18 protein-coding genes are annotated in these 22,391 nt (G+C 62.9%); 11 read left to right on the plus strand and 7 right to left on the minus strand.

Translation table 11 applies throughout. The features are described from left to right. Nucleotides 1-171: 171 nt before the first annotated feature. The gene (locus J4P02_RS17680; protein ID WP_426192529.1) at nt 172-504 is read right to left on the minus strand and encodes a DUF1508 domain-containing protein; all 333 of its coding nucleotides are present in this window, start codon (nt 502-504) and stop codon (nt 172-174) included. 291 nt (nt 505-795) lie between these two features. Here J4P02_RS17680 and J4P02_RS17685 point away from each other — a divergent pair, with 291 nt between their 5' ends. Continuing rightward, complete coding sequence (locus tag J4P02_RS17685) at nt 796-2,178, plus strand: substrate-binding domain-containing protein (protein ID WP_426192531.1); 1,383 nt, start codon at nt 796-798, stop codon at nt 2,176-2,178. 46 nt (nt 2,179-2,224) lie between these two features. Here J4P02_RS17685 and J4P02_RS17690 read toward each other — a convergent pair whose 3' ends face one another. Further along, the gene (locus J4P02_RS17690; protein ID WP_426192533.1) at nt 2,225-3,454 is read right to left on the minus strand and encodes an acyl-CoA dehydrogenase; all 1,230 of its coding nucleotides are present in this window, start codon (nt 3,452-3,454) and stop codon (nt 2,225-2,227) included. A gap of 180 nt (nt 3,455-3,634) precedes the next feature. Between J4P02_RS17690 and J4P02_RS17695 the strand changes: the two genes are divergently transcribed. From J4P02_RS17695 to J4P02_RS17705, 3 genes are all read left to right on the plus strand, one after another. Beyond that, complete coding sequence (locus tag J4P02_RS17695) at nt 3,635-4,570, plus strand: LysR family transcriptional regulator (protein ID WP_426192535.1); 936 nt, start codon at nt 3,635-3,637, stop codon at nt 4,568-4,570. A 127-nt stretch (nt 4,571-4,697) separates the two neighbouring features. Continuing rightward, a complete protein-coding gene (locus J4P02_RS17700) occupies nt 4,698-5,096 on the plus strand; it encodes a MerR family transcriptional regulator (RefSeq protein ID WP_426192537.1) in 399 nt (132 codons plus the stop codon). A 62-nt stretch (nt 5,097-5,158) separates the two neighbouring features. Next, the gene (locus J4P02_RS17705; protein ID WP_426192539.1) at nt 5,159-6,058 is read left to right on the plus strand and encodes a hydroxymethylglutaryl-CoA lyase; all 900 of its coding nucleotides are present in this window, start codon (nt 5,159-5,161) and stop codon (nt 6,056-6,058) included. Between the two features lie 618 nt (nt 6,059-6,676). Here J4P02_RS17705 and J4P02_RS17710 read toward each other — a convergent pair. Next, nucleotides 6,677-8,380, minus strand: a complete 1,704-nt coding sequence (locus J4P02_RS17710) for an AMP-binding protein (protein ID WP_426192541.1) — start codon at nt 8,378-8,380, stop codon at nt 6,677-6,679. A gap of 227 nt (nt 8,381-8,607) precedes the next feature. On the opposite strand from J4P02_RS17710, the gene J4P02_RS17715 reads away from it, so the two are divergent. The 4 genes from J4P02_RS17715 (at nt 8,608) to J4P02_RS17730 (ending at nt 14,261) form a co-directional block, all read left to right on the plus strand. After that, the gene (locus J4P02_RS17715) at nt 8,608-9,771 is read left to right on the plus strand and encodes an isovaleryl-CoA dehydrogenase (RefSeq protein ID WP_426192543.1); all 1,164 of its coding nucleotides are present in this window, start codon (nt 8,608-8,610) and stop codon (nt 9,769-9,771) included. A gap of 106 nt (nt 9,772-9,877) precedes the next feature. Continuing rightward, nucleotides 9,878-11,482 (plus strand): carboxyl transferase domain-containing protein, encoded by a 1,605-nt coding sequence (locus tag J4P02_RS17720; RefSeq protein ID WP_426192545.1) that lies wholly within the window; start codon nt 9,878-9,880, stop codon nt 11,480-11,482. A 17-nt stretch (nt 11,483-11,499) separates the two neighbouring features. Then, the gene (locus tag J4P02_RS17725) at nt 11,500-12,315 is read left to right on the plus strand and encodes a gamma-carboxygeranoyl-CoA hydratase (protein WP_426192547.1); all 816 of its coding nucleotides are present in this window, start codon (nt 11,500-11,502) and stop codon (nt 12,313-12,315) included. Then, nucleotides 12,315-14,261, plus strand: a complete 1,947-nt coding sequence (locus J4P02_RS17730) for an acetyl/propionyl/methylcrotonyl-CoA carboxylase subunit alpha (protein ID WP_426192549.1) — start codon at nt 12,315-12,317, stop codon at nt 14,259-14,261. Before J4P02_RS17725 ends, J4P02_RS17730 begins: the two co-directional genes overlap by 1 nt. 57 nt (nt 14,262-14,318) lie before the next feature. Here the strand turns inward: J4P02_RS17730 and J4P02_RS17735 are convergent, their stop codons facing one another. Continuing rightward, complete coding sequence (locus J4P02_RS17735; protein ID WP_426192551.1) at nt 14,319-14,984, minus strand: LexA family protein; 666 nt, start codon at nt 14,982-14,984, stop codon at nt 14,319-14,321. A gap of 135 nt (nt 14,985-15,119) precedes the next feature. Here J4P02_RS17735 and J4P02_RS17740 point away from each other — a divergent pair, with 135 nt between their 5' ends. Together J4P02_RS17740 and J4P02_RS17745 are read left to right on the plus strand one after the other, a co-directional pair. After that, the gene (locus J4P02_RS17740; protein WP_426192553.1) at nt 15,120-15,470 is read left to right on the plus strand and encodes a DUF6124 family protein; all 351 of its coding nucleotides are present in this window, start codon (nt 15,120-15,122) and stop codon (nt 15,468-15,470) included. Between the two features lie 487 nt (nt 15,471-15,957). After that, nucleotides 15,958-17,112: a M14 family metallopeptidase gene (locus J4P02_RS17745; RefSeq protein ID WP_426192555.1), complete on the plus strand. Its 1,155-nt coding sequence runs from the start codon at nt 15,958-15,960 to the stop codon at nt 17,110-17,112. A 45-nt stretch (nt 17,113-17,157) separates the two neighbouring features. On the opposite strand, the gene J4P02_RS17750 is transcribed toward J4P02_RS17745, so the two are convergent. Then, nucleotides 17,158-17,604: a winged helix-turn-helix transcriptional regulator gene (locus J4P02_RS17750; protein ID WP_426192557.1), complete on the minus strand. Its 447-nt coding sequence runs from the start codon at nt 17,602-17,604 to the stop codon at nt 17,158-17,160. 102 nt (nt 17,605-17,706) lie between these two features. On the opposite strand from J4P02_RS17750, the gene J4P02_RS17755 reads away from it, so the two are divergent. Beyond that, nucleotides 17,707-18,927, plus strand: coding sequence for an MFS transporter (locus J4P02_RS17755; RefSeq protein ID WP_426192558.1), 1,221 nt, complete (start codon nt 17,707-17,709; stop codon nt 18,925-18,927). 39 nt (nt 18,928-18,966) lie between these two features. Here J4P02_RS17755 and J4P02_RS17760 read toward each other — a convergent pair whose 3' ends face one another. Both J4P02_RS17760 and J4P02_RS17765 read right to left on the minus strand, forming a co-directional pair. Then, nucleotides 18,967-19,956, minus strand: a complete 990-nt coding sequence (locus J4P02_RS17760) for a Csu type fimbrial protein (protein WP_426192559.1) — start codon at nt 19,954-19,956, stop codon at nt 18,967-18,969. Nucleotides 19,957-19,984: 28 nt separating this feature from the next. After that, the gene (locus J4P02_RS17765) at nt 19,985-22,342 is read right to left on the minus strand and encodes a fimbria/pilus outer membrane usher protein (protein ID WP_426192561.1); all 2,358 of its coding nucleotides are present in this window, start codon (nt 22,340-22,342) and stop codon (nt 19,985-19,987) included. Between the last annotated feature and the right edge of the window lie 49 nt (nt 22,343-22,391).

Here is a 22,391-nt window from a genome sequence, read left to right on the forward strand (position 1 = left end):
ATCTGATCAACCACCGCCAATTTAAAGGACAGTGAGTAATCTCGTTGTGTGCGCTTTACACCTTGTTCCATCTGACTCTCCGGAAATTCGGGATGGGAGGTGTAAACCTTATTCAGGACGGGACAACAGGCACAAAAAAGCCCATCTTGCGATGGGCTTTTTTCCGTTCGGTCAGTGCTGCACGTGCTCTACCCGATCAGTGGTGCCAGCGGCGGCGATTGCCTCGATGGCGCTCTCCAGGGTCGGCTCGGAATCGTACAGGTGGCTGACCAGAATCACTTCCTTGCCAGACTTGAGCTTGAAATAGGGCTTGCCGCCCGAGGAAATTTTCTTGACGTAGCGCTCGGGAGAAGCACAATGTGCGCGGAACAGGCCGAGAGCCGCCTCGGCACTGTCCCGGCAAGGGTAGCGGTCGCTTTGCAGCATGGTCTGCGCCTCCTTTGTCTTCAGCAAGAACCTGCATGCACCACTGCCATACTGCTTCAGCTCGAACCAGGCACTCATTTCTAACTCCTTTGCATACCACGAAATAGCAGCTCAACACTGCCGAGGCATCCGCGGTGATGAGACGTTGGCAGTCGCCCCATTCCCCGCCAGACAAAGTTGCTCACTCTACGCAGCGTTCCGAGACCGGTCGTTAGGACAAGTCTCAAAAAATCTAGGGAAAACAGCTATTTATGACGTAGGACTTTCGCCATTTGTGCGCCGAAAGTGCCATTTGTCACATTTTCGTCACCTCTCCGACTTAATCTCGCCAGCACTTTCCTCCTCCCTTTCTAGAAGGCCAGTGCCGCCATGCCCCGCGCTTCAAGCGTCAGTGAACGAGATATCTGGTACCGGACCATCAGCCTGTTGCTGATCGGCTTCGTTTGCTATGCCCTGCCCTGGTCGGTGTTCGCCGCCCTGCCCCTGGCGGCGGAAAATGCTGCCGTTCTGCGCATCCAGGGCTCCAACACCATAGGCGCGCGACTGGGTCCGGCGCTGGTCAAGGGGCTAATGGAACAACAGGGCTTGCATGAGGTGCGCATCGAGGACAGCGGCAAGGACAATGAGCAGCGCATCGTGGGGCAAAGTGCCCAGGGCCGCACGGTGAGGGTGGAACTGTCCGCCCACGGTTCCAGCACCGGTTTTGTCGCGCTGAAAAACGCCCAGGCCGATCTGGCTGCCGCCTCGCGCCCCATCAAGGACAGCGAACTGGTTGAACTGGAAAACCTGGGCGACCTGAAGAGCCCCGACGCCGAACAGGTGATCGCCATTGACGGCCTGGCGATTATCCTGCACCCGCACAACCCTCTGAACCAATTGACTACCGAGCAACTGGCCCGGTTGTTCAGCGGCGAAGCCAGAACCTGGGAAGAACTGGGAGGCACCGGTGGGCCTGTACATCTATATGCCCGCGATGACCGCTCCGGCACCTACGACACCTTCAAGGAACTGGTGCTCGGCCGCCGCGGCAAGACCCTGAGCCCGAGTGCCAAGCGCTTCGAATCCAGCGAGCAGTTGTCCGATGCCGTCAGCCAGGACCCTCAAGGCATTGGCTTTATCGGCCTGCCCTATGTGCGCCAGGCCAAGGCCGTGGCCATTGTCGATGGCGATTCGCAGCCCATGTTGCCCCTCACCAGCCTGATCGCCACCGAGGACTACCCGCTGTCGCGCCGGCTGTACCTGTACCTGCCGCCCAATGGGCAGAACCCCTGGGCCGATGCCCTGGTGAGTTTCGCCCAGAGCGCCAAGGGCCAGGCCATAGTCGCCGCCAACGGCTTTGTCGCCCAGACCGTGCAGGCGATGAAGGTTGCCCCCAGCGCGCAGATGCCCGAGGCCTACCAGGCGCTATGCCGTAACGGGCAGCGCCTGAGCGTGAACTTTCGCTTCGAGGAAGGCAGCGCCAGTCTGGACAACAAGGCCCGCCAGGACCTCAACCGAGTGCTGGATTACCTGCGCCAGCACGGCAAGATGAACCGCCAGGTGACCCTGGCCGGCTTTGGCGATGCCAAGAACGACCCGGCCCGGGCGGCGCTGCTGTCCAAGCTGCGGGCCATGGCGGTGCGTCGGGAGTTGGTGAAGAGTGGCGTGGTGCTGCGGGAGATTCGCGGCTTCGGCGCCGAACTGCCGGTAGCCGCCAACACTGCCGATGAGGGAAGGATCAAGAACCGCCGGGTGGAAGTCTGGGTGCATTGAAGCCAAAGCCACGGGCCTGTCGCTTGACCGGCCCGCGGCATGCCTATCAGTGCCCGCTGCGCATCAGTTCCCGGGGCACGTACTTGCCGATCTCGAATTTGCCGATGGCGGCACGGTGCACTTCGTCCGGGCCGTCGGCCAGGCGCAGGGTGCGCTGCATGGCGTACATGTAGGCCAGCGGGAAGTCATTGGAAACCCCGGCCCCGCCGTGAATCTGGATCGCCCGGTCGATCACCCGCAGGGCCACGTTCGGCGCCACCACCTTGATCTGGGCAATCTCGCTCTTGGCCACCTTGTTGCCCACGGTGTCCATCATGTAGGCGGCCTTCAGCGTCAATAGCCGGGCCATGTCGATCTCCATCCGCGAGTCGGCGATCTTGTCGATATTGCCACCCAGGCGGGCCAGCGGCTTGCCGAATGCGGTGCGGCTTACCGAGCGCTTGCACATCAGTTCCAGCGCGCGCTCGGCCATGCCGATGGAGCGCATGCAGTGGTGAATGCGCCCCGGGCCCAGACGCCCCTGAGCGATCTCGAAACCACGGCCCTCGCCCAGCAGCACGTTTTCATAAGGCACACGGACATTCTCGAACAGCACCTCGGCGTGGCCGTGGGGCGCGTCGTCGTAGCCGAACACCGGCAATGGGCGGACGATCTTCACCCCGGGGGCATCCACCGGCACCAGAATCATCGAGTGCTGCTGGTGACGCGGCGCATCCGGGTTGCTCAGGCCCATGAAGATCAGGATCTTGCAGCGCGGATCGCAGGCGCCCGAGGTCCACCACTTCTTGCCGTTGATCACCCATTCATCGCCGTCGCGCACAGCACGGGCGGCCATGTTGGTGGCGTCGGACGAAGCCACGTCCGGCTCGGTCATGGCGAACGCGGAACGGATCTCGCCGCGCAGCAGGGGCTCCAGCCAGCGCTGCTTCTGCTCTTGATTGGCATAGCGCACCAGCACTTCCATATTGCCGGTGTCCGGCGCCGAGCAGTTGAACGGCTCGGGGCCCAGCAGCGAACGGCCCATGATTTCCGCCAGCGGCGCATATTCCAGGTTGGTCAGGCCGGCGCCCAGTTCCGACTCAGGCAGAAACAAATTCCACAGGCCTTCAGCCTTGGCCTTGAGTTTGAGCTCTTCCATGATGGCGGTCGGCTGCCAGCGGTCGCCTTCGGCAACCTGGCGTTCGAAGACCGCTTCAGCCGGATAGACATAGGCATCCATAAACGCGGTGACGCGCTCACGCAGTTCCTGAACCTTGGGGGAATAGGCGAATTCCATGGGCAGTTCTACCTTTGTGAAAAACGGGTGTTAGGGGACTGAAATCGATGCTAGTTCAGCTACGAAAATTTACCTAACCTATTCTCGGCGTGTATTAACATTCATCACCGATATATGATCGGCTGATCCGCCAGGCCTCCGAGCCCGAGCCACAGGCCCTAACAATAAGAGTGCAGCGCCATGAATCTGAGCAAGGTCGACCTCAACCTCTTCATCGTTTTCGACGCGATCTACACCGAAGCCAACCTGACCCGGGCCGGGCAGATCGTCGGCATCACCCAGCCGGCGGTATCCAATGCCCTGGCCCGGCTGCGCGAGACCTTCAACGACCCGCTGTTCGTCAGGACCGCCCAGGGCATGGTGCCCACGCCCATGGCGCAGAACATCATCGGACCGGTGCGTAATGCGCTGTCGTTGCTGCGGGTTTCGGTCCAGGAAAGTCGGATTTTCAACCCGCTGCAAGCGGTCAAGACCTACCGCATCAGCATGACCGACCTGACCGAGGCAGTGATCCTGCCGCCGCTGTTCCAGCGCCTGCGCCGCCTGGCGCCGGCGGTGGTCATCGAGAGCTTCCTCTCCAAGCGCCGGGAAACCACCAAGGAACTGGCGGCCGGACGCCTGGACTTCGCCGTGGATGCGCCGCTCAACACCGACCCGCAGGTGCGCCACGTCAAGCTGATGGAAGACCGCTACGTGTGCGCCATGCGCAAGGGCCACCCCCTGGCGGGCAAGGACAAGTTCAGCCTCGAGGACTACCTGTCCCTGACCCACATTCATATCTCCAGCCGCCGCAGTGGCTTGGGCCATGTCGACCTGGCCCTGGGCAAGATGGGCATCCAGCGCAAGATCGCCCTGCGCTCGCAGCATTACCTGATGGCCTCCCAGGTGCTGCAGCAGACCGACATGGTGATGACCGTGCCCGAGCGCTTCGCCCGTCGCCACGACCTGCACGCCTTCAACCTGCCAGTGAATAACGTGCCGCCGGTGGAAACCCACCTGTACTGGCACGAAAGCACCGACCAGGACCCGGCCAACCGCTGGATGCGCGAGCAGATGATCGAGCTGTGCCAACAGGTCACCGCCCACGAGAAGAAGCTCGACCAGCAGTCGGCTTGAAGCCCATTCGCCAGCCAGCTGGCTCCTACAGGCCCGGAGAGGAGCTGGCTGAACGGCGAAAACCGCTGCTTGACGTATACGTCAACCTGCCTTTAGCTTAGCGCCAAGTCCCACCTTGAGCGTGCCCATGAGCAGTCAGACCTACAGCATTTCCGACCTCGCCCGCGAGCTCGACATCACCACCCGAGCCATCCGCTTCTACGAGGAGCAAGGCCTGCTGGCTCCCGAGCGCCGTGGCCAGGAACGCATCTATTCGCCCCGGGACAAGGTCAGCCTGAAGCTGATCCTGCGGGGCAAGCGCATCGGCTTTTCCCTGGCCGAATGCCGCGAGCTGATCGAGCTCTATGACCCCAGCAGCGGCAACCTCAAGCAGTTGCACAGCATGCTGGCGAAAATCACCGAACGCCGTGAACAGCTCGAGCAACAGTTGTTGGACATCGAACAGATGAAGCTGGAACTCGACACCGCCGAAGAGCGTTGCACCCAGGCCCTGCAGCAGACCTTGCAAAGCCAGAAAGCCCAGTAATTCTCGGCACGCCCGGGCGCCTGCGCCGGTGGCCGCCCTCACTCAGCAAAAGGTGAACCTGAATGTCACTCCCCAGCCATGTACGCCTGATCGAAGTCGGCCCGCGCGACGGCCTGCAGAACGAAGCCCAGCCCATCAGCGTCGAGGACAAGGTGCAACTGGTCGACGCCCTGACCGGCGCCGGCCTGAGCTATATAGAAGTCGGCAGTTTCGTCTCGCCCAAATGGGTGCCGCAGATGGCCGGCTCGGCCGAAGTTTTCGCCCGTATCCAGCGCCAGCCAGGTGTGGTGTACGGTGCACTGGCGCCGAATATGCGCGGCTTCGAGGACGCCCTGGCGGCCGGGGTCAAGGAAGTCGCGGTATTTGCCGCCGCGTCCGAGGCCTTCTCCCAACGCAATATCAATTGCTCCATCAGCGAAAGCCTGGAGCGCTTCGTGCCGATCATGGACGCCGCCAGGCAGCATGGCATCAGTGTGCGCGGCTACGTTTCCTGCGTGCTGGGTTGCCCCTATGAAGGCGCGGTGGCCCCGGAGCAGGTGGCCCTGGTGGCTCGCGAGCTGTACGCCATGGGCTGCTACGAAGTGTCCCTGGGCGACACCATCGGCACCGGTACCGCCGGCGCCACTCGCAAGATGTTTGAAGTGGTGGGCGCCCAGGTGCCCCGGGAAAAACTCGCCGGACACTTCCACGACACCTATGGCCAGGCCCTGGCCAATATCTACGCCAGCCTGCTGGAAGGTATCGCGGTGTTCGACAGCTCGGTCGCCGGCCTCGGTGGCTGCCCCTATGCCAAGGGCGCCAGCGGCAACGTCGCTACCGAGGACGTGCTCTACCTGCTCGATGGCCTGGGTATCCATACCGGCATCGATATGGACCGGTTGGTCGAGGCTGGCCGGCAGATCAGCAGCGTGCTGGGACGCCCCAGCGGTTCCCGCGTGGCCAAAGCCCGCAGCGCCAAGTGAGATGATGCGGCCGGGTGTTACCGACCGCTCTAAACTGCGGCGGGAACGAGTAACACGGAAACAGTTTACCGAGTTTCTTTCCGCACTAATTGTCCTACAAAATTATCAAACCATTGATTTTAAAGGACTTTAAAAAGTTGGCACGGCTTCTGCTATCTCTATGGCATAACAAGAATAAAAAGCAGCAAAGCTAATAAAAATAAGACGAAACGACTCTGACATAACAAAAACAACACGGCAGAGACGCAGCTAACAGATTTTTTTGGAGAAGGTGCAATGTGCAGGAGGGCTTGCAAGAGCCACCCGCAACCGGTCAGAGAACAATAAAACTACCCCAAGGTAGCTCCAGAACGGGTTGGATCGCTTCGGCGACACATTGAATCAGCGCTCAAAAAAATACGTTTGCTCTTGATCCCGGATGGGGATCGCCAAAACAGCGGTAAGGGCCACGGTTACCAAAAACAACAACAGACCGCCCCTCAATAATAAAAAAGAGCACGCAACGACAAAATTAAAGGGGAGCTTCGGCTCCCCTTTGTGCTTTCTGCCATTCAGCTTTTGCCTGCCTCGTTTTGCCCATAAAGCGTGCATCGCACCCGATGCACGCTCCAGTAACGATCACCCCTTGCCTACCTGCTCGCGCAGCTCCTCGATGCTGATTTCACGCATGCGAAATTTCTGCACCTTGCCGGTCACCGTCATCGGGAAATCCTCGACAAACTTGAAGTAACGCGGCGTCTTGAAGTGCGCGATGCGCTCCTTGCACCAGGTTTGCAGCTCCAGCTCATTGGCGGTATGCCCGGGATGGAACTTGATCCAGGCGACTATCTCCTCACCGTACTTGGCACAGGGGATGCCTATCACCTGCACATCGGCCACCGCCGGATGGGTGAAGAAGAACTCCTCCAGTTCCCGCGGGTAAATATTCTCGCCGCCGCGAATGATCATGTCCTTGTTACGCCCGGCAATGCACACATAACCCTGCTGGTTCATGGTGGCCAGGTCGCCGGTGTGCATCCAGCCTGCCGGGTCGATGGCCTCACGGGTGCCTTCGGGGTTGTTCCAGTAACCGAGCATCACACTGTAGCCCCGGGTACAGAGCTCGCCCATGGCACCGCGCGGGAGCACATTGCCGGCTTCGTCGACGATCTTGCTCTCCAGGTGCGGCTGGGTCCGGCCCACGGTGGTAACACGCAGTTCCAGATCATCATCGGGCCCGGTTTGCAGGGACACCGGGCTGGTTTCCGTCATGCCGTAGGCGATCTGCACCTCGCTCATGTGCATCTCACTGATCACCCGGCGCATCACCTCGATCGGGCAGGTAGCACCGGCCATGATCCCGGTGCGCAGGCTCGACAGGTCGAATTCATCGCGCCGCGGCTGGTCGAGCATGGCGATAAACATGGTGGGCACGCCGTACAGCCCGGTAGCACGCTCTTCGGCCACGGCGCTCAAGGTCAGCAGCGGGTCGAAGGCGTCGTTGGGGTAGATCATGGTAGTGCCATGGGTGATGCAGCCCAGGTTGCCCATGACCATGCCGAAGCAGTGATACAGCGGCACCGGGATCACCAGGCGATCGGCCGCCGTGAGCCCCAGGCTCTCGCCCACCATGTAGCCGTTGTTGAGGATGTTGTAGTGACTGAGGGTCGCGCCCTTGGGAAAACCGGTGGTGCCCGAGGTGTACTGGATATTCACCGGCTGATCGAAATCCAGGCTGTCCTGGCGCGCCTGCAACTGTTCGGCACTGGCCTCGGCGGCCAGGTCCGCAAGCTGCGCCCAGGGCAGGAAGCCGGATGGCGGCTGGGCAGCCAGGCTGATCACCCCACGCAGTTCGGGCAGGCGCTGGCAAAGCAGTTGGCCAATGGATTGTTCCGCCAACTCCGGGATCAGCCCCTGGAGCATGCCGTGGTAGTCGGAGGTCTTGAAGGCTCCGGCGCAGACCAGCCACTGGCAGCCGGATTGCTTGAGCACATACTCCAGTTCGCTGCTGCGGTAGGCCGGATTGATGTTCACCAGGATCACGCCGATCTTGGCGCTGGCGAACTGGGTAATGCACCACTGGGCGCAGTTGGGGGCCCAGATTCCCAGGCGATCGCCGGTCTTGAGCCCCAGGGCCAGCAGCGCCCTGGCGTGCAGATCGACCGCCTCGCGCAATTGCTGCCAGCTGTAGCGCAACTGCTGGTGCCGCACCACCAGGGCCTCGCCCTGGGGATAGGCCGCGACGGTATTGTCGAAGGCCTGGCCAATGGTCAAGGCCAGCAGTGGCTGCGTTTGCGTACCACGGGTGTAACTGCGATCCGGCTGGAAACCCAAGTGTTCCATGACGACCCCTATTGTCTTTATTAGTGGGTGTACAGAAGCCCGGCCGATGCTGCGAAGAAGCCCGGCTCCACTCGAAAGCCTGGCTACTCTGGCGCAAGTTGACGTTTACGTAAAGGACGATTGACAGCCTTCGGTCGCAGGTTTACGTTAACGTAAAGGTGAGAGCCAGGCCATGCCACTCTCCACGCCAAATCCCTCGATAAAAACAAGTCTGAAGGTGCCCCGCCATGAGTTACCCGACCCTGAACTTCGCCCTCGGTGAAACCATCGACATGCTGCGCCATCAGGTCCAGGCCTTCGTCAAGGCGGAGCTGGCCCCTCGGGCCGCACAGATCGACGTCGACAACCTGTTCCCGGCCGATATGTGGCGCAAGTTCGGCGACATGGGCCTGCTGGGCATCACCGTGGCGGAAGAATACGGCGGCGCCGGCCTGGGCTACCTGGCCCACGTGGTGGCCATGGAAGAGATCAGCCGCGGCTCGGCTTCGGTGGCCCTGTCTTACGGCGCCCACTCCAACCTCTGCGTGAACCAGATCAACCGCAACGGCAACCATGAGCAAAAGAGCAAGTACCTGCCCAAGCTGATCAGCGGCGAGCACATTGGCGCCCTGGCCATGAGCGAACCCAACGCCGGCTCCGATGTGGTGTCGATGAAACTGCGGGCCGACAAGCGCGGCGACCACTTCGTGCTCAACGGCAGCAAGACCTGGATCACCAACGGCCCCGACGCCAACACCTACGTGATCTATGCCAAGACCGACCTGGACAAAGGCCCCCACGGCATCACCGCCTTTATCGTCGAGCGCGACTGGAAAGGCTTCAGCCGCAGCAACAAGTTCGACAAGCTGGGCATGCGCGGCTCCAACACCTGCGAGCTGTTCTTCGATGATGTCGAAGTACCGGAAGAAAACATCCTCGGGGTGCTCAATGGCGGCGTGAAAGTACTGATGAGCGGCCTGGACTACGAGCGCGTAGTGCTCTCCGGCGGCCCGACCGGGATCATGCAGGCCTGCATGGACCTGGTGGTGCCCTACATCCACGACCGCAAGCAGTTCGGCCAGAGCATCGGCGAATTCCAGCTGATCCAGGGCAAGATCGCCGACATGTACACCCAGCTCAACGCCAGCCGTGCCTACCTCTACGCCGTGGCCCAGGCTTGCGAGCGTGGCGAGACCACCCGCAAGGACGCCGCCGGGGTGATCCTCTACAGCGCCGAACGCGCCACCCAGATGGCCCTGGATGCGATCCAGATTCTCGGCGGCAACGGCTACATCAACGAATTCCCGGCAGGCCGCCTGCTGCGCGACGCCAAGCTGTACGAAATCGGCGCCGGCACCAGCGAAATCCGCCGCATGCTGATCGGTCGCGAACTGTTCAACGAAACCAAGTGAGAACAGTAGCAAGCGGCGAGCTACAAGCGGCAAGCCACAGCAGCCATAACACCGACTTACTCTTGCAGCTTGAAGCTTATGGCTTCGAGCTGCGCTGGGAGCCCCAATGATCCTGAAGTCTCAACTCAACCCGAAATCACCCGAGTTCGCGCAGAACGCTGCGAGCATGCAGGCCCAGGTCGAGGCCTTGCACAGCCTGCTCGCCCAGGTCCAGCAAGGCGGCGGCGCCAAGGCCCAGGAACGCCACACCTCGCGGGGCAAACTGCTGCCGCGGGAGCGCATCAACCGCCTGCTCGATCCTGGCTCGCCCTTTCTGGAAGTCAGCCCCCTGGCCGCTTACGAGGTCTATGGCGAAGACGTGCCCGCCGCCGGAGTGATTGCCGGTATCGGCCGGGTCGAAGGTGTCGAATGCATGATCGTGGCCAACGATGCCACGGTGAAAGGCGGTTCCTACTACCCGCTGACGGTGAAAAAGCACCTGCGGGCGCAAACCATCGCCCAGCAGAACCGCCTGCCCTGCATCTACCTGGTGGACTCCGGCGGTGCCAACCTGCCGCGCCAGGACGAGGTGTTCCCCGACCGCGAACACTTCGGGCGGATCTTCTTCAACCAGGCCAACATGAGCGCCCAGGGCATCCCGCAGATCGCCGTGGTGATGGGCTCCTGCACCGCTGGCGGGGCCTACGTACCGGCCATGGCCGATGAAGCGATCATGGTCCGTGAACAGGCCACCATCTTCCTCGCCGGCCCGCCCCTGGTGAAGGCCGCCACCGGCGAGGTGGTGAGCGCCGAGGAGTTGGGCGGCGCCGATGTGCACTGCAAGATCTCCGGGGTCGCCGACCACTATGCCGACAGCGACGAGCACGCCCTGGCCCTGGCCCGGCGCAGCGTGGCCAACCTCAACTGGCACAAGCAGGGCCAGCTCCAGCAGCGCACGCCTATCGCCCCGCTGTACGCCAGCGACGAGCTGTATGGCGTGGTACCGGCCGATGCCAAGCAACCCTTCGATGTGCGCGAAGTCATCGCCCGGCTGGTGGACGGTTCGCTGTTCGATGAGTTCAAGGCGCTGTTCGGCACCACCTTGGTCTGCGGTTTCGCTCACTTGCACGGCTATCCGGTGGCCATCCTCGCCAACAACGGCATCCTCTTCGCCGAAGCCGCGCAGAAAGGCGCGCACTTTATCGAACTGGCCTGCCAGCGTGGCATTCCACTGCTGTTCCTGCAGAACATCACCGGGTTCATGGTCGGCCAGAAATACGAAGCCGGCGGTATCGCCAAGCACGGCGCCAAGCTGGTGACCGCCGTGGCCTGCGCCCAGGTGCCCAAATTCACCGTGATCATCGGCGGCAGCTTCGGCGCCGGTAACTACGGCATGTGCGGCCGCGCCTACGATCCACGCTTCCTGTGGATGTGGCCCAACGCTCGCATCGGCGTGATGGGTGCCGAGCAGGCCGCCGGGGTACTGGTGCAGGTCAAGCGCGAGCAGGCACAACGTGGCGGGCACGGCTTCGATGCGGCCCAGGAGGCCGAGATCAAGCAGCCGATCCTCGACCAGTACGAGCACCAGGGCCACCCCTACTATTCCAGCGCACGGCTGTGGGACGACGGTGTCATCGACCCGGCGCAAACCCGTGAGGTACTGGCCCTGGCGCTGTCCGCGGCCCTCAACGCCCCCATCGAACAGAGCCGCTTCGGCGTGTTCCGCATGTAATCCTGCGCGAGAAGATCATGAACGACTTCAATACCCTGGAACTGCAGCGTGACCCTCGTGGCTTTGCCACCCTGTGGCTCAGCCGCGAAGACAAGAACAACGCCTTCAATGCCGAAATGATCCGCGAGCTGATCCTCGCCCTGGATCAGGTGCAAGGCGACTCCAGCCTGCGCTTTCTGCTGCTGCGCGGCCGTGGCCGGCACTTCAGCGCCGGTGCCGACCTGGCCTGGATGCAGCAGTCGGCGACACTCGACTACCAGACCAACCTGGATGACGCCCGGGAACTGGCGGAGCTGATGTACAACCTGGCCAAGCTGAAGATCCCGACCCTGGCCGTGGTCCAAGGTGCGGCTTTTGGCGGCGCCCTGGGCCTGATCAGTTGCTGCGACATGGCCATCGGCAGCGACGAGGCGCAGTTCTGCCTGTCGGAAGTGCGAATCGGCCTGGCACCGGCAGTGATCAGCCCCTTCGTGGTCCAAGCCATCGGCGAACGTGCGGCCCGGCGCTATGCCCTAACTGCCGAGCGCTTCAGCGGCCAGCGCGCGCGGGAAATCGGCTTGCTGGCGGAAAGCTATCCGACAGCCGAACTGGAACAGCAGGTGGGCCAGTGGGTCGACAACCTGCTGCTCAACAGCCCCCAGGCCATGCGCGCCAGCAAGGACCTGCTGCGGGAAGTGGGCAACGGCGCCCTGACCACCGCCCTGCGCCGCTACTGTGAAAACGCCATTGCGCGGATTCGTGTCAGCGCCGAGGGTCAGGAAGGCCTGCGTGCGTTCCTGGAAAAACGCCCGCCCGGCTGGCAGTCCGAGCGCCCGACCAAGGAGTCCCGCTGATGAGCGCCCCTGTTCTAGATACCCTGCTGGTGGCCAACCGCGGCGAGATCGCCTGCCGCGTGATGCGCACTGCCAAGGCCCTGGGCCTGACGACTGTGGCGGTACACAGCGCCACCGATCGCGAGGCCCGGCACAGCCGTGAAGCGGATATCCGCGTCGACCTGGGGGGCAGCAAGGCGGCCGACAGCTACCTGCAGATCGACAAGCTGATTGCCGCCGCCAAGGCCAGCGGCGCCCAGGCCATCCACCCCGGCTATGGCTTTCTGTCCGAGAACGCCGGTTTCGCCCGGGCCATCGAGGCCGCCGGGCTGATTTTCCTCGGCCCGCCCGCCGCGGCCATCGATGCCATGGGCAGCAAGTCGGCGGCCAAGGCCCTGATGGAAACCGCCGGCGTGCCCCTGGTGCCGGGTTACCACGGCGAAGCCCAGGACCTGGAAACCTTCCGCAGCGCCGCCGAGCGCATCGGCTACCCGGTACTGCTCAAGGCCACCGCTGGCGGTGGCGGCAAGGGCATGAAAGTGGTCGAGGACGTCAGCCAGCTGGCCGAAGCCCTGGCCTCGGCGCAACGCGAAGCCCAGTCGTCCTTTGGCGATTCGCGGATGCTGGTGGAGAAATACCTGCTCAAGCCGCGCCATGTGGAGATCCAGGTATTCGCCGACCAGCACGGCAACTGCCTGTACCTCAACGAACGCGACTGCTCGATCCAGCGTCGCCACCAGAAAGTGGTGGAGGAAGCCCCGGCCCCGGGCCTCAGCCCCGAGCTGCGCAAGGCCATGGGTGAAGCCGCGGTGCGCGCGGCCCAGGCCATCGGCTATGTCGGCGCCGGCACCGTGGAGTTTCTCCTCGATGCCCGGGGCGAATTCTTCTTTATGGAAATGAACACCCGCCTGCAGGTGGAACACCCAGTCACCGAGGCCATCACCGGCCTGGACCTGGTGGCCTGGCAGATTCGCGTGGCCCAGGGCGAGCCCCTGCCCATCAGCCAGGAACAGGTGCCGCTGCTGGGGCACGCCATTGAAGTGCGGCTGTATGCCGAGGATCCGGGCAATGACTTCCTGCCGGCCACCGGACGCCTGGAGTTGTACCGCGAATCGGCCGCGGGTCCGGGCCGTCGGGTGGACAGTGGCGTCGCTGAAGGCGACAGTGTCTCGCCTTTCTACGACCCGATGCTGGGCAAGCTGATCGCCTGGGGCGAGAACCGCGAACAGGCACGCCTGCGCCTGCTGAGCATGCTTGACGAGTTCAGCATTGGCGGCCTGAAAACCAACCTGGCGTTCCTGCGGCGCATCGTCGCTCACCCGGCGTTCGCCGAAGCGCAACTGGATACCGGCTTTATCCCACGCTATCAGGAGCAATTACTGCCGGCGGCCACTGAACTCGACAGCAACTTCTGGCAAGCAGCCGCACAAGCCTTTGCGCAAAGTCAGCCTGAGCGGGTGCGTAGCGACGACAGTCAATCGCCCTGGTCGGCGGTCAATGGCTGGCGCAGCAACTTGCCGGCGCAAACCAGCCTGCACCTGAGTTGTGCCGGCCAGGATCAGGCCGTCAGCCTGGGAGCCCCCACCTCGGGCTTCCAACTGCAAGGCGAACGGCTGTGGGTGGAGCAGCAGGGGCTGCGCCGCGAGCATCGGGCCATCCGCCGTGGCGACACCCTGTACCTGAACTGGCAAGGCGAGATGCACAGCATTACTCCCTATGACCCGATTGCGGCGGCCGACGCCAGTCACAGCCACCACGGCGGCCTGACCGCGCCCATGAACGGCAGCATAGTGCGGGTGCTGGTCAGCGCCGGGCAGAGCGTCGAGGCCGGGGCACAACTGGTGGTGCTGGAAGCCATGAAGATGGAACACAGCATCCGCGCGCCCCAGGCCGGGGTGGTCAAGGCGCTGTACTGCCAGGAAGGCGAGATGGTCAGTGAAGGCAGCGCATTGGTGGAGCTGGAGTAACGCCACCAACTAAGAAAGCCCCTTTCCCGTAAGTAGGAAAGGGGCTTTTCAATCAGGTTAAAACTTCGCAGTAGCTTGTACGACTACACCTATGACACGGCACTCATCGCTGTAGAGCATCTTCGGATAAGTGGGGTTGAGCGGCACCAGGTAACGCTGGCCACCCTCTTGTACCAACTTGCGAAAGACCGCCTCGGTGTTATCGGGACACTGCACCACCAACAACTTCCCAGGCTCGGCGGCAATCGCCGGATCCACCAGGATCAACATGCCCTGGCTGATACTCAAACCACTGGGCGCAATCATCGCGTCGCCCACCACCACCAGCCAGAACGCCGCGCCCTGGGCCTGGTAGTCGGAGAGTTCATAGCGCTCCGGCACATAGGCCGGCAGGCCTTCTTCGCGAACCTCCCCGGCCACCCGCCAATCGCTCACTGGGTAGCGGAAGTACGGGTTGTACTTGTCCTGCAGCGCAGGCTCGCTCACCAGCGGCTCGCCATCGTCGCCCAGCATGGGTTTCTCGCGGACCACCAGGGCAACTTCAAGGAAGCCCATGCCGATCTCTTCGAGCACCCGGTTCATGTCTTCGATCTTGGGCTGGCGACGCTTGCTCAGCCAATGACCGATACCACCCTGAGACATGCCCAGACGCTCGGCGAGTTTTTCCTGTGTGACCTTGCGGCCTTTCATGTTGGCTTTGACCAACTCGATCCATTTGTCCATGGACCGAACAATACGTTGTGTATTTCCCTCCTCAACACACAAGTTGTAGTATTTGAAATATGGTCACAATTACAATACGTATTAACATCCTGCCTACCCCTCTTCTTCATTCTCTCCAACAAGGCAGAACACTTCATGAATACAAGCAGCAAGGACGTGCCGGAATTCGATACCGAAGCCACATTGAACTCACTCAAGGATAGCCATGCGGCCCGACGCGCCATGGACTACTACTTGAAACCCGCATTGAACGAGCCGGACAAGGAGGAAGAGAAATTCTTCGAGATCAGGCGCAGCCTGAGCTGCGAGGAAGCCATGATCCATGCCTCCGATCTGCTGCGTTGCGCGGCGGCCACCGCCTACGACGCGGCCGACAATCTGCGTGGAGCCAATCGAGACCTGGCGTTTTCAGTGGTGCACATGATCGACCTGGCCAAGGCCCTGGTGGACAAGTCCCTGGAAAGCCAGCGTTATGAGTCAAGTTGAAGTGCAGGCTCTACTGCGGATCAGCGATCGGCCAGGGGGAGCTGCAGGATTGGAAAAATATTTTCCAGGAGAGAGGGAAAAACATTTGACTTGCAAATGATAATGATTATTATTGCAAGCAACTGGTCGCGAGATCAGTCGATAGCCCAAAGGACCTTAGGTCGGACCTTTGGATTATCTCCTCATCAGGCTAATCACGGTTTTTGACCCGGCTTTTTTGCCGGGTCTTTTTTTTTGCCAGTTTTCTGGCTTGGCTTCAGGCTAATGAAGACGTGGGTGCTGCTAAAAGAATGGCGGCGATGATAGCAAAAGAATGTCCATTTGCAAGTGAACCGCCGGACTAAAGGCCTGGAAAGTGCAAAGTAGCGCTTGAGAATCAATCGCATAAACACTAAGCTTGGTCCGCGTCAAGGACGACGCCCCCCCTTCTATTACCCCCTCCAATGTGTAGAGTAGCGGTCATAACAATCCTATACAGGAACCTATTATGACCGTGGGCAATCACACCTCCTTCCAGATCAGCGCCGACTTCGACAGCGGCAATATCCAGGTGCTGGACATCAGCAATCCATTGCAGGCCATCCTGGCCATCCGCCCGGACAGCCAAAGCCAGCATTTCCAGTGGTTTCACTTCAAGGTCAGCGGCTTGCATGTTGGCCAGGAACACTGGTTCCGCCTGACCAATGCCAGCCAGTCCTCCTACAACAAGGCCTGGACCGGCTACCAAGCCGTTGCCTCCTATGACCATGTGAACTGGTTTCGCGTCCCCACCATCTTCGAAGGCGACGCCCTGCGCTTCAACCTCGAAGCCACCCAGACCCACGCCTGGTTCGCCTACTTCGAGCCCTACAGCCGCGGGCGCCACGATTGGCTGATCGACCAGGCCCTGACCAAGGCCGATTGCGACTTGCTGGCCATGGGCAAAAGCGTCGAAGGCCGGGAAATCCAGCTACTGCGCAAGGGCAGCGGCGAGCCGAGTCAACGCAAGATCTGGATCATCGCCCAGCAGCACCCCGGCGAGCACATGGCCGAGTGGTTCATGGAGGGGGTGATCGAGCGCCTGCAGCACCGTGATGACCCGGAGCTCAATGCGCTGCTGGCCAAGGCCGACCTGTACCTGGTGCCGAACATGAACCCTGATGGCGCCTTCCACGGCCACCTGCGCACCAACGCCAAGGGCCAGGACCTCAACCGCGCCTGGCAGAGCGCCAGTAAAGACCTCAGCCCGGAAGTGCTGTTCGTCCAGCAGCAGATGGAACAGTACGGCGTCGACCTGTTTCTCGACGTGCACGGCGATGAAGAGATCCCCCACGTGTTCACCGCCGGCTGCGAGGGCAACCCGGGCTACACGCCGCGCCAGGCAGAGCTCGAAGAGCATTTCCGCAGTCACCTGAAGCGCCAAACCCGAGACTTCCAGACCACCCACGGCTACACCCGCGACCAGCCCGGCCAGGCCAACATGGCCCTGGCCTGCAACGCCGTGGGAGAGAAGTACGACTGCCTGGCGCTGACCCTGGAAATGCCCTTCAAGGATCACGACGACGCTCCCAACCCAGTCACTGGCTGGTCGGGCAAACGTTCCATGCAACTGGGCAAGGATGTCTTGAGCACCCTCGCCGACCTGGTGGACAGCCTGCGCTAAACCCATCCACTGGCTGCGGGAAACACTCCCGCAGCCAGCCTCCCCTTACTCGGCCGGCACTCGTCGGCAGTCATCCGGCCCCAGCAGACGCCCATCCGCAGCCCGCAACTCCAGGGCAGGCAACGGCTGCCCGGTGTGCCGGTCGACCATCCGCGAATGGGCTTCGCCCTCCTGGTAGAAATACGCCTCGCCCCATTGGCGCAAGCCGATGATCAGGGGAAACAGCCCGCGGCCCTTCTCGGTCAGCACGTATTCCTGATAGGCACTGCCATCGGAAGCCGGCAGCACCTGGAGCACGCCGTGCTCCACCAGGGTGCGCAGGCGCGCGGCAAGAATGTTCTTGGCCATGCCAAGGTTGCGCTGGAACTCGCCGAAACGACGAATGCCGTCAAAGGCATCGCGCACTATCAGTAACGACCACCAATCACCGATCGCATCCAGTGAACGGGCCACTGGGCACTCGGCGTCTTGCAGGCTGGTGCGCTTGACCATGCAGGGCATTCTCCAATCGGGCCACGAAAAGTGGTTGCAATATAAAACCGCCATCACTACCGTACAAGTGGTTTCATTACGAAACCACTATCGGAGATGTCCATGTCAGCTGATTCCGCCCCTGCCACCTTGTCAGGCAAAGTCGTCCTGCTGTTCGCCCTCGCCTGCGGGCTGGCGGTGGGCAATGTCTACTACGCCCAGCCATTGCTCGATGCCATGGCCAGCACCTTCAACCTGGCGCCGGCCACGGTGGGCATCGTCATCACCCTGACCCAGGTGGGCTATGGCCTGGGCCTGCTATTGCTGGTGCCATTGGGAGACCTGCTCAACCGCCGACGCTTGATCGTCACTCAGAGCCTGTTGTCGGTACTGGCCCTGCTGCTGGTGGCCTTTTCCCCCAGCAGCGCCTGGCTATTGCTGGGCATGGCCTGCACCGGCCTGCTGGCGGTAGTGACCCAGGTGCTGGTGGCCTACGCCGCGAACCTGGCGCCAATGGCCGAACGCGGACGGGTGGTGGGCATGGTCACCAGCGGCGTGGTGCTGGGCATCCTGCTGGCCCGCACCGTGGCCGGGACCATGGCCGACCTGGCGGGCTGGCGCTCGGTGTACCTGCTGTCCGCCGCCTTGACCCTGCTGGTGGCCCTGGCCCTGTGGCGCGTGCTGCCGAGCGTCGAGCAGCCACCGGCAAAGCAGCGCTACGGTCAGTTGCTCGGCTCGCTGTGGCAGCTGTTCAAGGAAGAAAAGGTCCTGCGTGACCGGGCCGTGCTGGCGATGCTGATCTTCGCCGCCGGCACCGTGCTCTGGACCCCGCTGGTACTGCCCCTGAGCGCGCCGCCGCTGTCTCTGTCCCATACCCAGATCGGCCTGTTCGGCCTGGCCGGTGCCGCCGGCGCCCTGGGTGCGGCCCGCGCCGGGCACCTGGCCGATCGCGGCCTGGCACAGTGGACCAGCGGCCTGGCCCTGGCCTTGATGCTGCTGTCCTGGCTGCCCATCGCCTTTACCCAGTCGTCACTTTTGGCCTTGCTGCTGGGGGTGATCACCTTCGACCTGGGGCTGCAGGCCGTGCACGTCACCAGCCAGAGCCTGATCTACAGCGTGCGCCCCGAAGCCCAGAGCCGCCTGGCCGCCGGCTACATGCTGTTCTATTCGGTCGGCAGTGCCAGCGGCTCGATCGCCGCCACCGCCACCTATGCCTGGGCCGGCTGGACCGGCGTGTGCCTGCTGGGTGCGGCGATCAATGGCGTCGCCCTGGGCTACTGGCGGTGGAGCCTGAGCCCCGCGCAAGCCCCCGCCCAGTGCGCCGTGCCAATTGATGCGCCATAGGCCGGGTCGCCTCGAAAACGATACGCAACGGCTCGGGCTTCAAAAGCCCACATCCAGCACCACGTTGTCGATATAGGTGCCGGCCGGCGGGGTGCTCTGGTCGGTGTAGATCTTGGCGTTGTAGTTGAAGATCTGGCTGCCGGTGCCCAGGCCGTTGCCCGGGTTCACCTCGGCATCGGTGCTGGAGCGCCGGGCACTGCCGACGCTGCCCCAGCGGGTGCTGCCGGCGCTCTTGAAGATGTCGTAGGCCAGGTAGTTGCCGCTGGACACCATGCGCCGGCGGCCGCCGACACTCACCGGGTTCTGCCCGTCGCTCAAGCCCACGGTGTAGGCACTGCCCTTGGTGCAGGCGAGGTTGATGGTCTGGCCGCTGACCGTGGCGAAGGCGCTGATCACCGGGGCGCTGCCGAAGCTGATGTTCGGCGCAGTGATCACGCAGTCGTTGGACACCGTCATGTTCACCGTCAGGCTCTGGGTGCCGCTGCCGATATCGCGCCCCAGGCACACACCCAGGGCACCGATGCCGGAGCAGTAATTCCAGCTCCAGAAAATGCTCAGGGTTTCGCTGTAGATGCCCGCCGCGACATTGCTGCCGGTCAGCGTGCCCATATAGATAGGCACGGTCTTGGCCACGGTGGGGCTGCCCAGCAGGCCCAGGAGGTCGATGATCGAATTGCGCGCGAAGTCGAACTGCACGCCTCGGGTAATCGGGTAGCTGGTGCTGTTGTTGGCGTACAGGGTGTAGTTGATGACATCCCCCGTGGGGCCGACCAGGCCACTGGTAACGGAGGTGATGGTGGCGTAGAAGTGATCGTTGCTGGCCAGCAGGCTCAGCAGCGAGCCGGTGCAGCTCAGGCCGGCATTGGTGGTGGAAGCCGGCTGCGAGGTGGTGCGCACCAGGATCGAACTGACGGTGCCAAAGCCCGCTGGAGCGGTCGGCACCGTGTTGCACAGCGCCTGGGCCGGCAGCGCCAGCAGGCTCACCGCCAATCCCAGCCCTGCCTGTTGCCAACCCTTGAACCTTTCCACACCCAGCCCTCCCTGGCCGATACCGCCGCTACTGACAGACCAGCGGGCCGATCAGCGGCACCTGCTGCTGTTGCAGATCCATCTCGAATTGCACCCGGCAACTCGAACCGTCGGCCAGGCTGACCTCCAGGTCGTTGTGCGCCGAGAGATTCTCCAGATACACCAGCCCATCCCAACCGACCACGGTGCGCGCCCCGCTCTGCCGGTGAGTCACGGTGCTGCCCAACGGCAGTTGCCGTTGCCCGGCATCCACCAGCACCACGCTGGCGGCGATCACCCGGGTCAGTGGGAATTCCAATAGATAACCACTGCCACGGCGCACCGCGACCCGCTGCTCGACATTCGGGCTCTGCACGTTGGCCGGCAGGTTCAGCGGATCGATCTCGTACTTGCCGCGGTAATAGGCGCTGCTCCAGGGCACCAGCAGGTGCCCGTTCTTGTCGGTCTGGCCCACCAGCTGGTTCTCGTAGCGCACCGGAATATCCCGGTAGCCGCCGGTACTGACCACCACAAAGGCGTCGTCGATCTGGTTGGCGGCGAACAGCTGCCGGTCCATCCACACCAGCGAGCCGCTGGCATCGGCCCAGCGCGTCTCGGCTTCACGCGTGCCGTAGACCCCGGCCTGCAAGCGCACCGATTGCAAGCGCCAGGTGGCATCCGCCTGACGATAGTCCGGCCCATCGCCGGTGGCATAGCCGAGGTTGTAGCCGACCCCGCCCTCCAGCGGCACCGCGCGACTGAAGTTGAGCCGCTGGCGGTTCTCCCCGGCCTTGCTGCGCTCGTTGCTGATACTCAAGCTGCCGTGCAGGTCGAAAGGAATCACCAGCTGCGCCTGCATGGCCCATTGGCTGTCACCGATTTCCCGGTTGGCCGATAGATAAAAACTGCTGTTGTGCCACAGTGGCTTGCTCCAGGTCAGGTTGAGCAACCGGGTACGGCTCGAATCGGCGGCGCGCACATCGAAGTAGCCAGCCCCCAGGCTGCCGTAGCGCTCCAGGTTGAGGCTCAGGGTCAGTTGCTCGCTGCGCTCGCTGAGGCGGGTGTAGGGGCTGTCGACCCGGCTCAGGTCGGCGTACTGGTCGCGGCGCTGCATCCGCTGGTAGGCAATGCTGTAGCGCTGGCTGCTGTACTGGTAGCCAAGGCTCAGTTGCTGGCCGCCGGCGCCCTCGAACCGGCTCTGGCTGATGGCAGTATTGAGCACGCCGAACTGACCCAGGCGCAGGTTGCCGCCAACCCCGCCCAGGGTCAGGGAATTGGCCGCCTCGACATGGCCTTCCAGGGTCAGGCTGTCGCTCAGGCCATGGCGCAGGCTGGCGGAGGTCACCCCCGGGCCGTAGCCGAAGTCGCGCTGGGTGTAGTCCCGACGCAAGGTCCCGGCCGCCACCGAGAAGTCGGTCAGGCCTTTCTGCAGCAAGCTGCTGGTGACATAGAAAGGCACCGTGGTGGAAACCTGCCGGCCCAGGGCATCGGTGGTGACCACCACGGCTTCGCCGGCGCCATTGATGAAAGGGATGTTGGTCAGGGTGTAGGGGCCCGGTTGCAAGTCGGCGCTGCTGGACTTGTAGCCGTTGATAAACAGATCCACCGAGGACGGCAGCGCCGCTTCCCCGGCGAACTGCGGCAAGGGATAGGTGACCAGGTCCGGGCGCACGCCGAAGTCCCGGGACAGTTGCACGCCCCCCAGGCGCACCGAGCTGCTCCAGGGCAAGGCGCCGCTGATCACATCGCCAGCCTCGTAGGTCAGCAGGCGCTCGTCATCGGAGAAGCGCCAGGTGGTGTCGTAGCGCCGATAGCCATTGTTCAGCGAAGTAGCCTGGGCCCCGGACAGGGTCCGCCGATACTGCCCGGTGTTGGACAGGGTGCCCCAGCTGTCGAACAGCCGAACCTCGTTCCAGGCCGCCAAGTAGGTGCCGCCGTCATCGGTGTCGTTCAGGTACAGGTCATAGTTGAGCAAGGCGCCAAAGCTGCTCAGGGCCGGGGTTCGCGGGTAGGCCTGGCGGCTGCCGATAAACTGCTCCGGCAGCCAGTCCGGTGGCACCTCCAGCAGCAGCCGCTGGCCCTGGCTGTCGTAGTCGCTGTGCAGGCCCTGAAGGCCTTCCAGATCGACTTCGGCGCCCTGCCCCTCGGGCAGCGTGATGCCGTTCTCCTGCAGGGTCTGCAAGGGCATAAACAAGCGTCCGGAGCGTTGCTCCACGGCCACGACCTTGCCTGTGCTCATCTGATTGATCACCAGTTCCAGAAACAGCGGTGCATCGGCCATCGACTCCGGGCTGCTGGGCGGAGGGGGCAGCTCGCCGGCCTCGATCGAACAGCACAGCGTCAAGCCCCAGAGCCCGCTCAGCCATCCGTTCCGGCGCCGCAAGCGACGAGCCGCATCCTGGCTCATGGCGGGTTCAAGCCCATCTATGGACCTCTCCATCCCAAGGCGGATGCGC

The organism is Pseudomonas sp. NFXW11 (genome assembly GCF_049887815.1).
Lineage (GTDB): Bacteria > Pseudomonadota > Gammaproteobacteria > Pseudomonadales > Pseudomonadaceae > Aquipseudomonas.

Bases quoted from the DNA above. Each gene is read 5' to 3' on its own strand.
- J4P02_RS17680 (WP_426192529.1), bottom strand. From the start codon at position 504: ATGAGTGCCTGGTTCGAGCTGAAGCAGTATGGCAGTGGTGCATGCAGG.
- J4P02_RS17685 (WP_426192531.1), top strand. From the start codon at position 796: ATGCCCCGCGCTTCAAGCGTCAGTGAACGAGATATCTGGTACCGGACC.
- J4P02_RS17690 (WP_426192533.1), bottom strand. From the start codon at position 3,454: ATGGAATTCGCCTATTCCCCCAAGGTTCAGGAACTGCGTGAGCGCGTC.
- J4P02_RS17695 (WP_426192535.1), top strand. From the start codon at position 3,635: ATGAATCTGAGCAAGGTCGACCTCAACCTCTTCATCGTTTTCGACGCG.
- J4P02_RS17700 (WP_426192537.1), top strand. From the start codon at position 4,698: ATGAGCAGTCAGACCTACAGCATTTCCGACCTCGCCCGCGAGCTCGAC.
- J4P02_RS17705 (WP_426192539.1), top strand. From the start codon at position 5,159: ATGTCACTCCCCAGCCATGTACGCCTGATCGAAGTCGGCCCGCGCGAC.
- J4P02_RS17710 (WP_426192541.1), bottom strand. From the start codon at position 8,380: ATGGAACACTTGGGTTTCCAGCCGGATCGCAGTTACACCCGTGGTACG.
- J4P02_RS17715 (WP_426192543.1), top strand. From the start codon at position 8,608: ATGAGTTACCCGACCCTGAACTTCGCCCTCGGTGAAACCATCGACATG.
- J4P02_RS17720 (WP_426192545.1), top strand. From the start codon at position 9,878: ATGATCCTGAAGTCTCAACTCAACCCGAAATCACCCGAGTTCGCGCAG.
- J4P02_RS17725 (WP_426192547.1), top strand. From the start codon at position 11,500: ATGAACGACTTCAATACCCTGGAACTGCAGCGTGACCCTCGTGGCTTT.
- J4P02_RS17730 (WP_426192549.1), top strand. From the start codon at position 12,315: ATGAGCGCCCCTGTTCTAGATACCCTGCTGGTGGCCAACCGCGGCGAG.
- J4P02_RS17735 (WP_426192551.1), bottom strand. From the start codon at position 14,984: ATGGACAAATGGATCGAGTTGGTCAAAGCCAACATGAAAGGCCGCAAG.
- J4P02_RS17740 (WP_426192553.1), top strand. From the start codon at position 15,120: ATGAATACAAGCAGCAAGGACGTGCCGGAATTCGATACCGAAGCCACA.
- J4P02_RS17745 (WP_426192555.1), top strand. From the start codon at position 15,958: ATGACCGTGGGCAATCACACCTCCTTCCAGATCAGCGCCGACTTCGAC.
- J4P02_RS17750 (WP_426192557.1), bottom strand. From the start codon at position 17,604: ATGGTCAAGCGCACCAGCCTGCAAGACGCCGAGTGCCCAGTGGCCCGT.
- J4P02_RS17755 (WP_426192558.1), top strand. From the start codon at position 17,707: ATGTCAGCTGATTCCGCCCCTGCCACCTTGTCAGGCAAAGTCGTCCTG.
- J4P02_RS17765 (WP_426192561.1), bottom strand. From the start codon at position 22,342: ATGAGCCAGGATGCGGCTCGTCGCTTGCGGCGCCGGAACGGATGGCTG.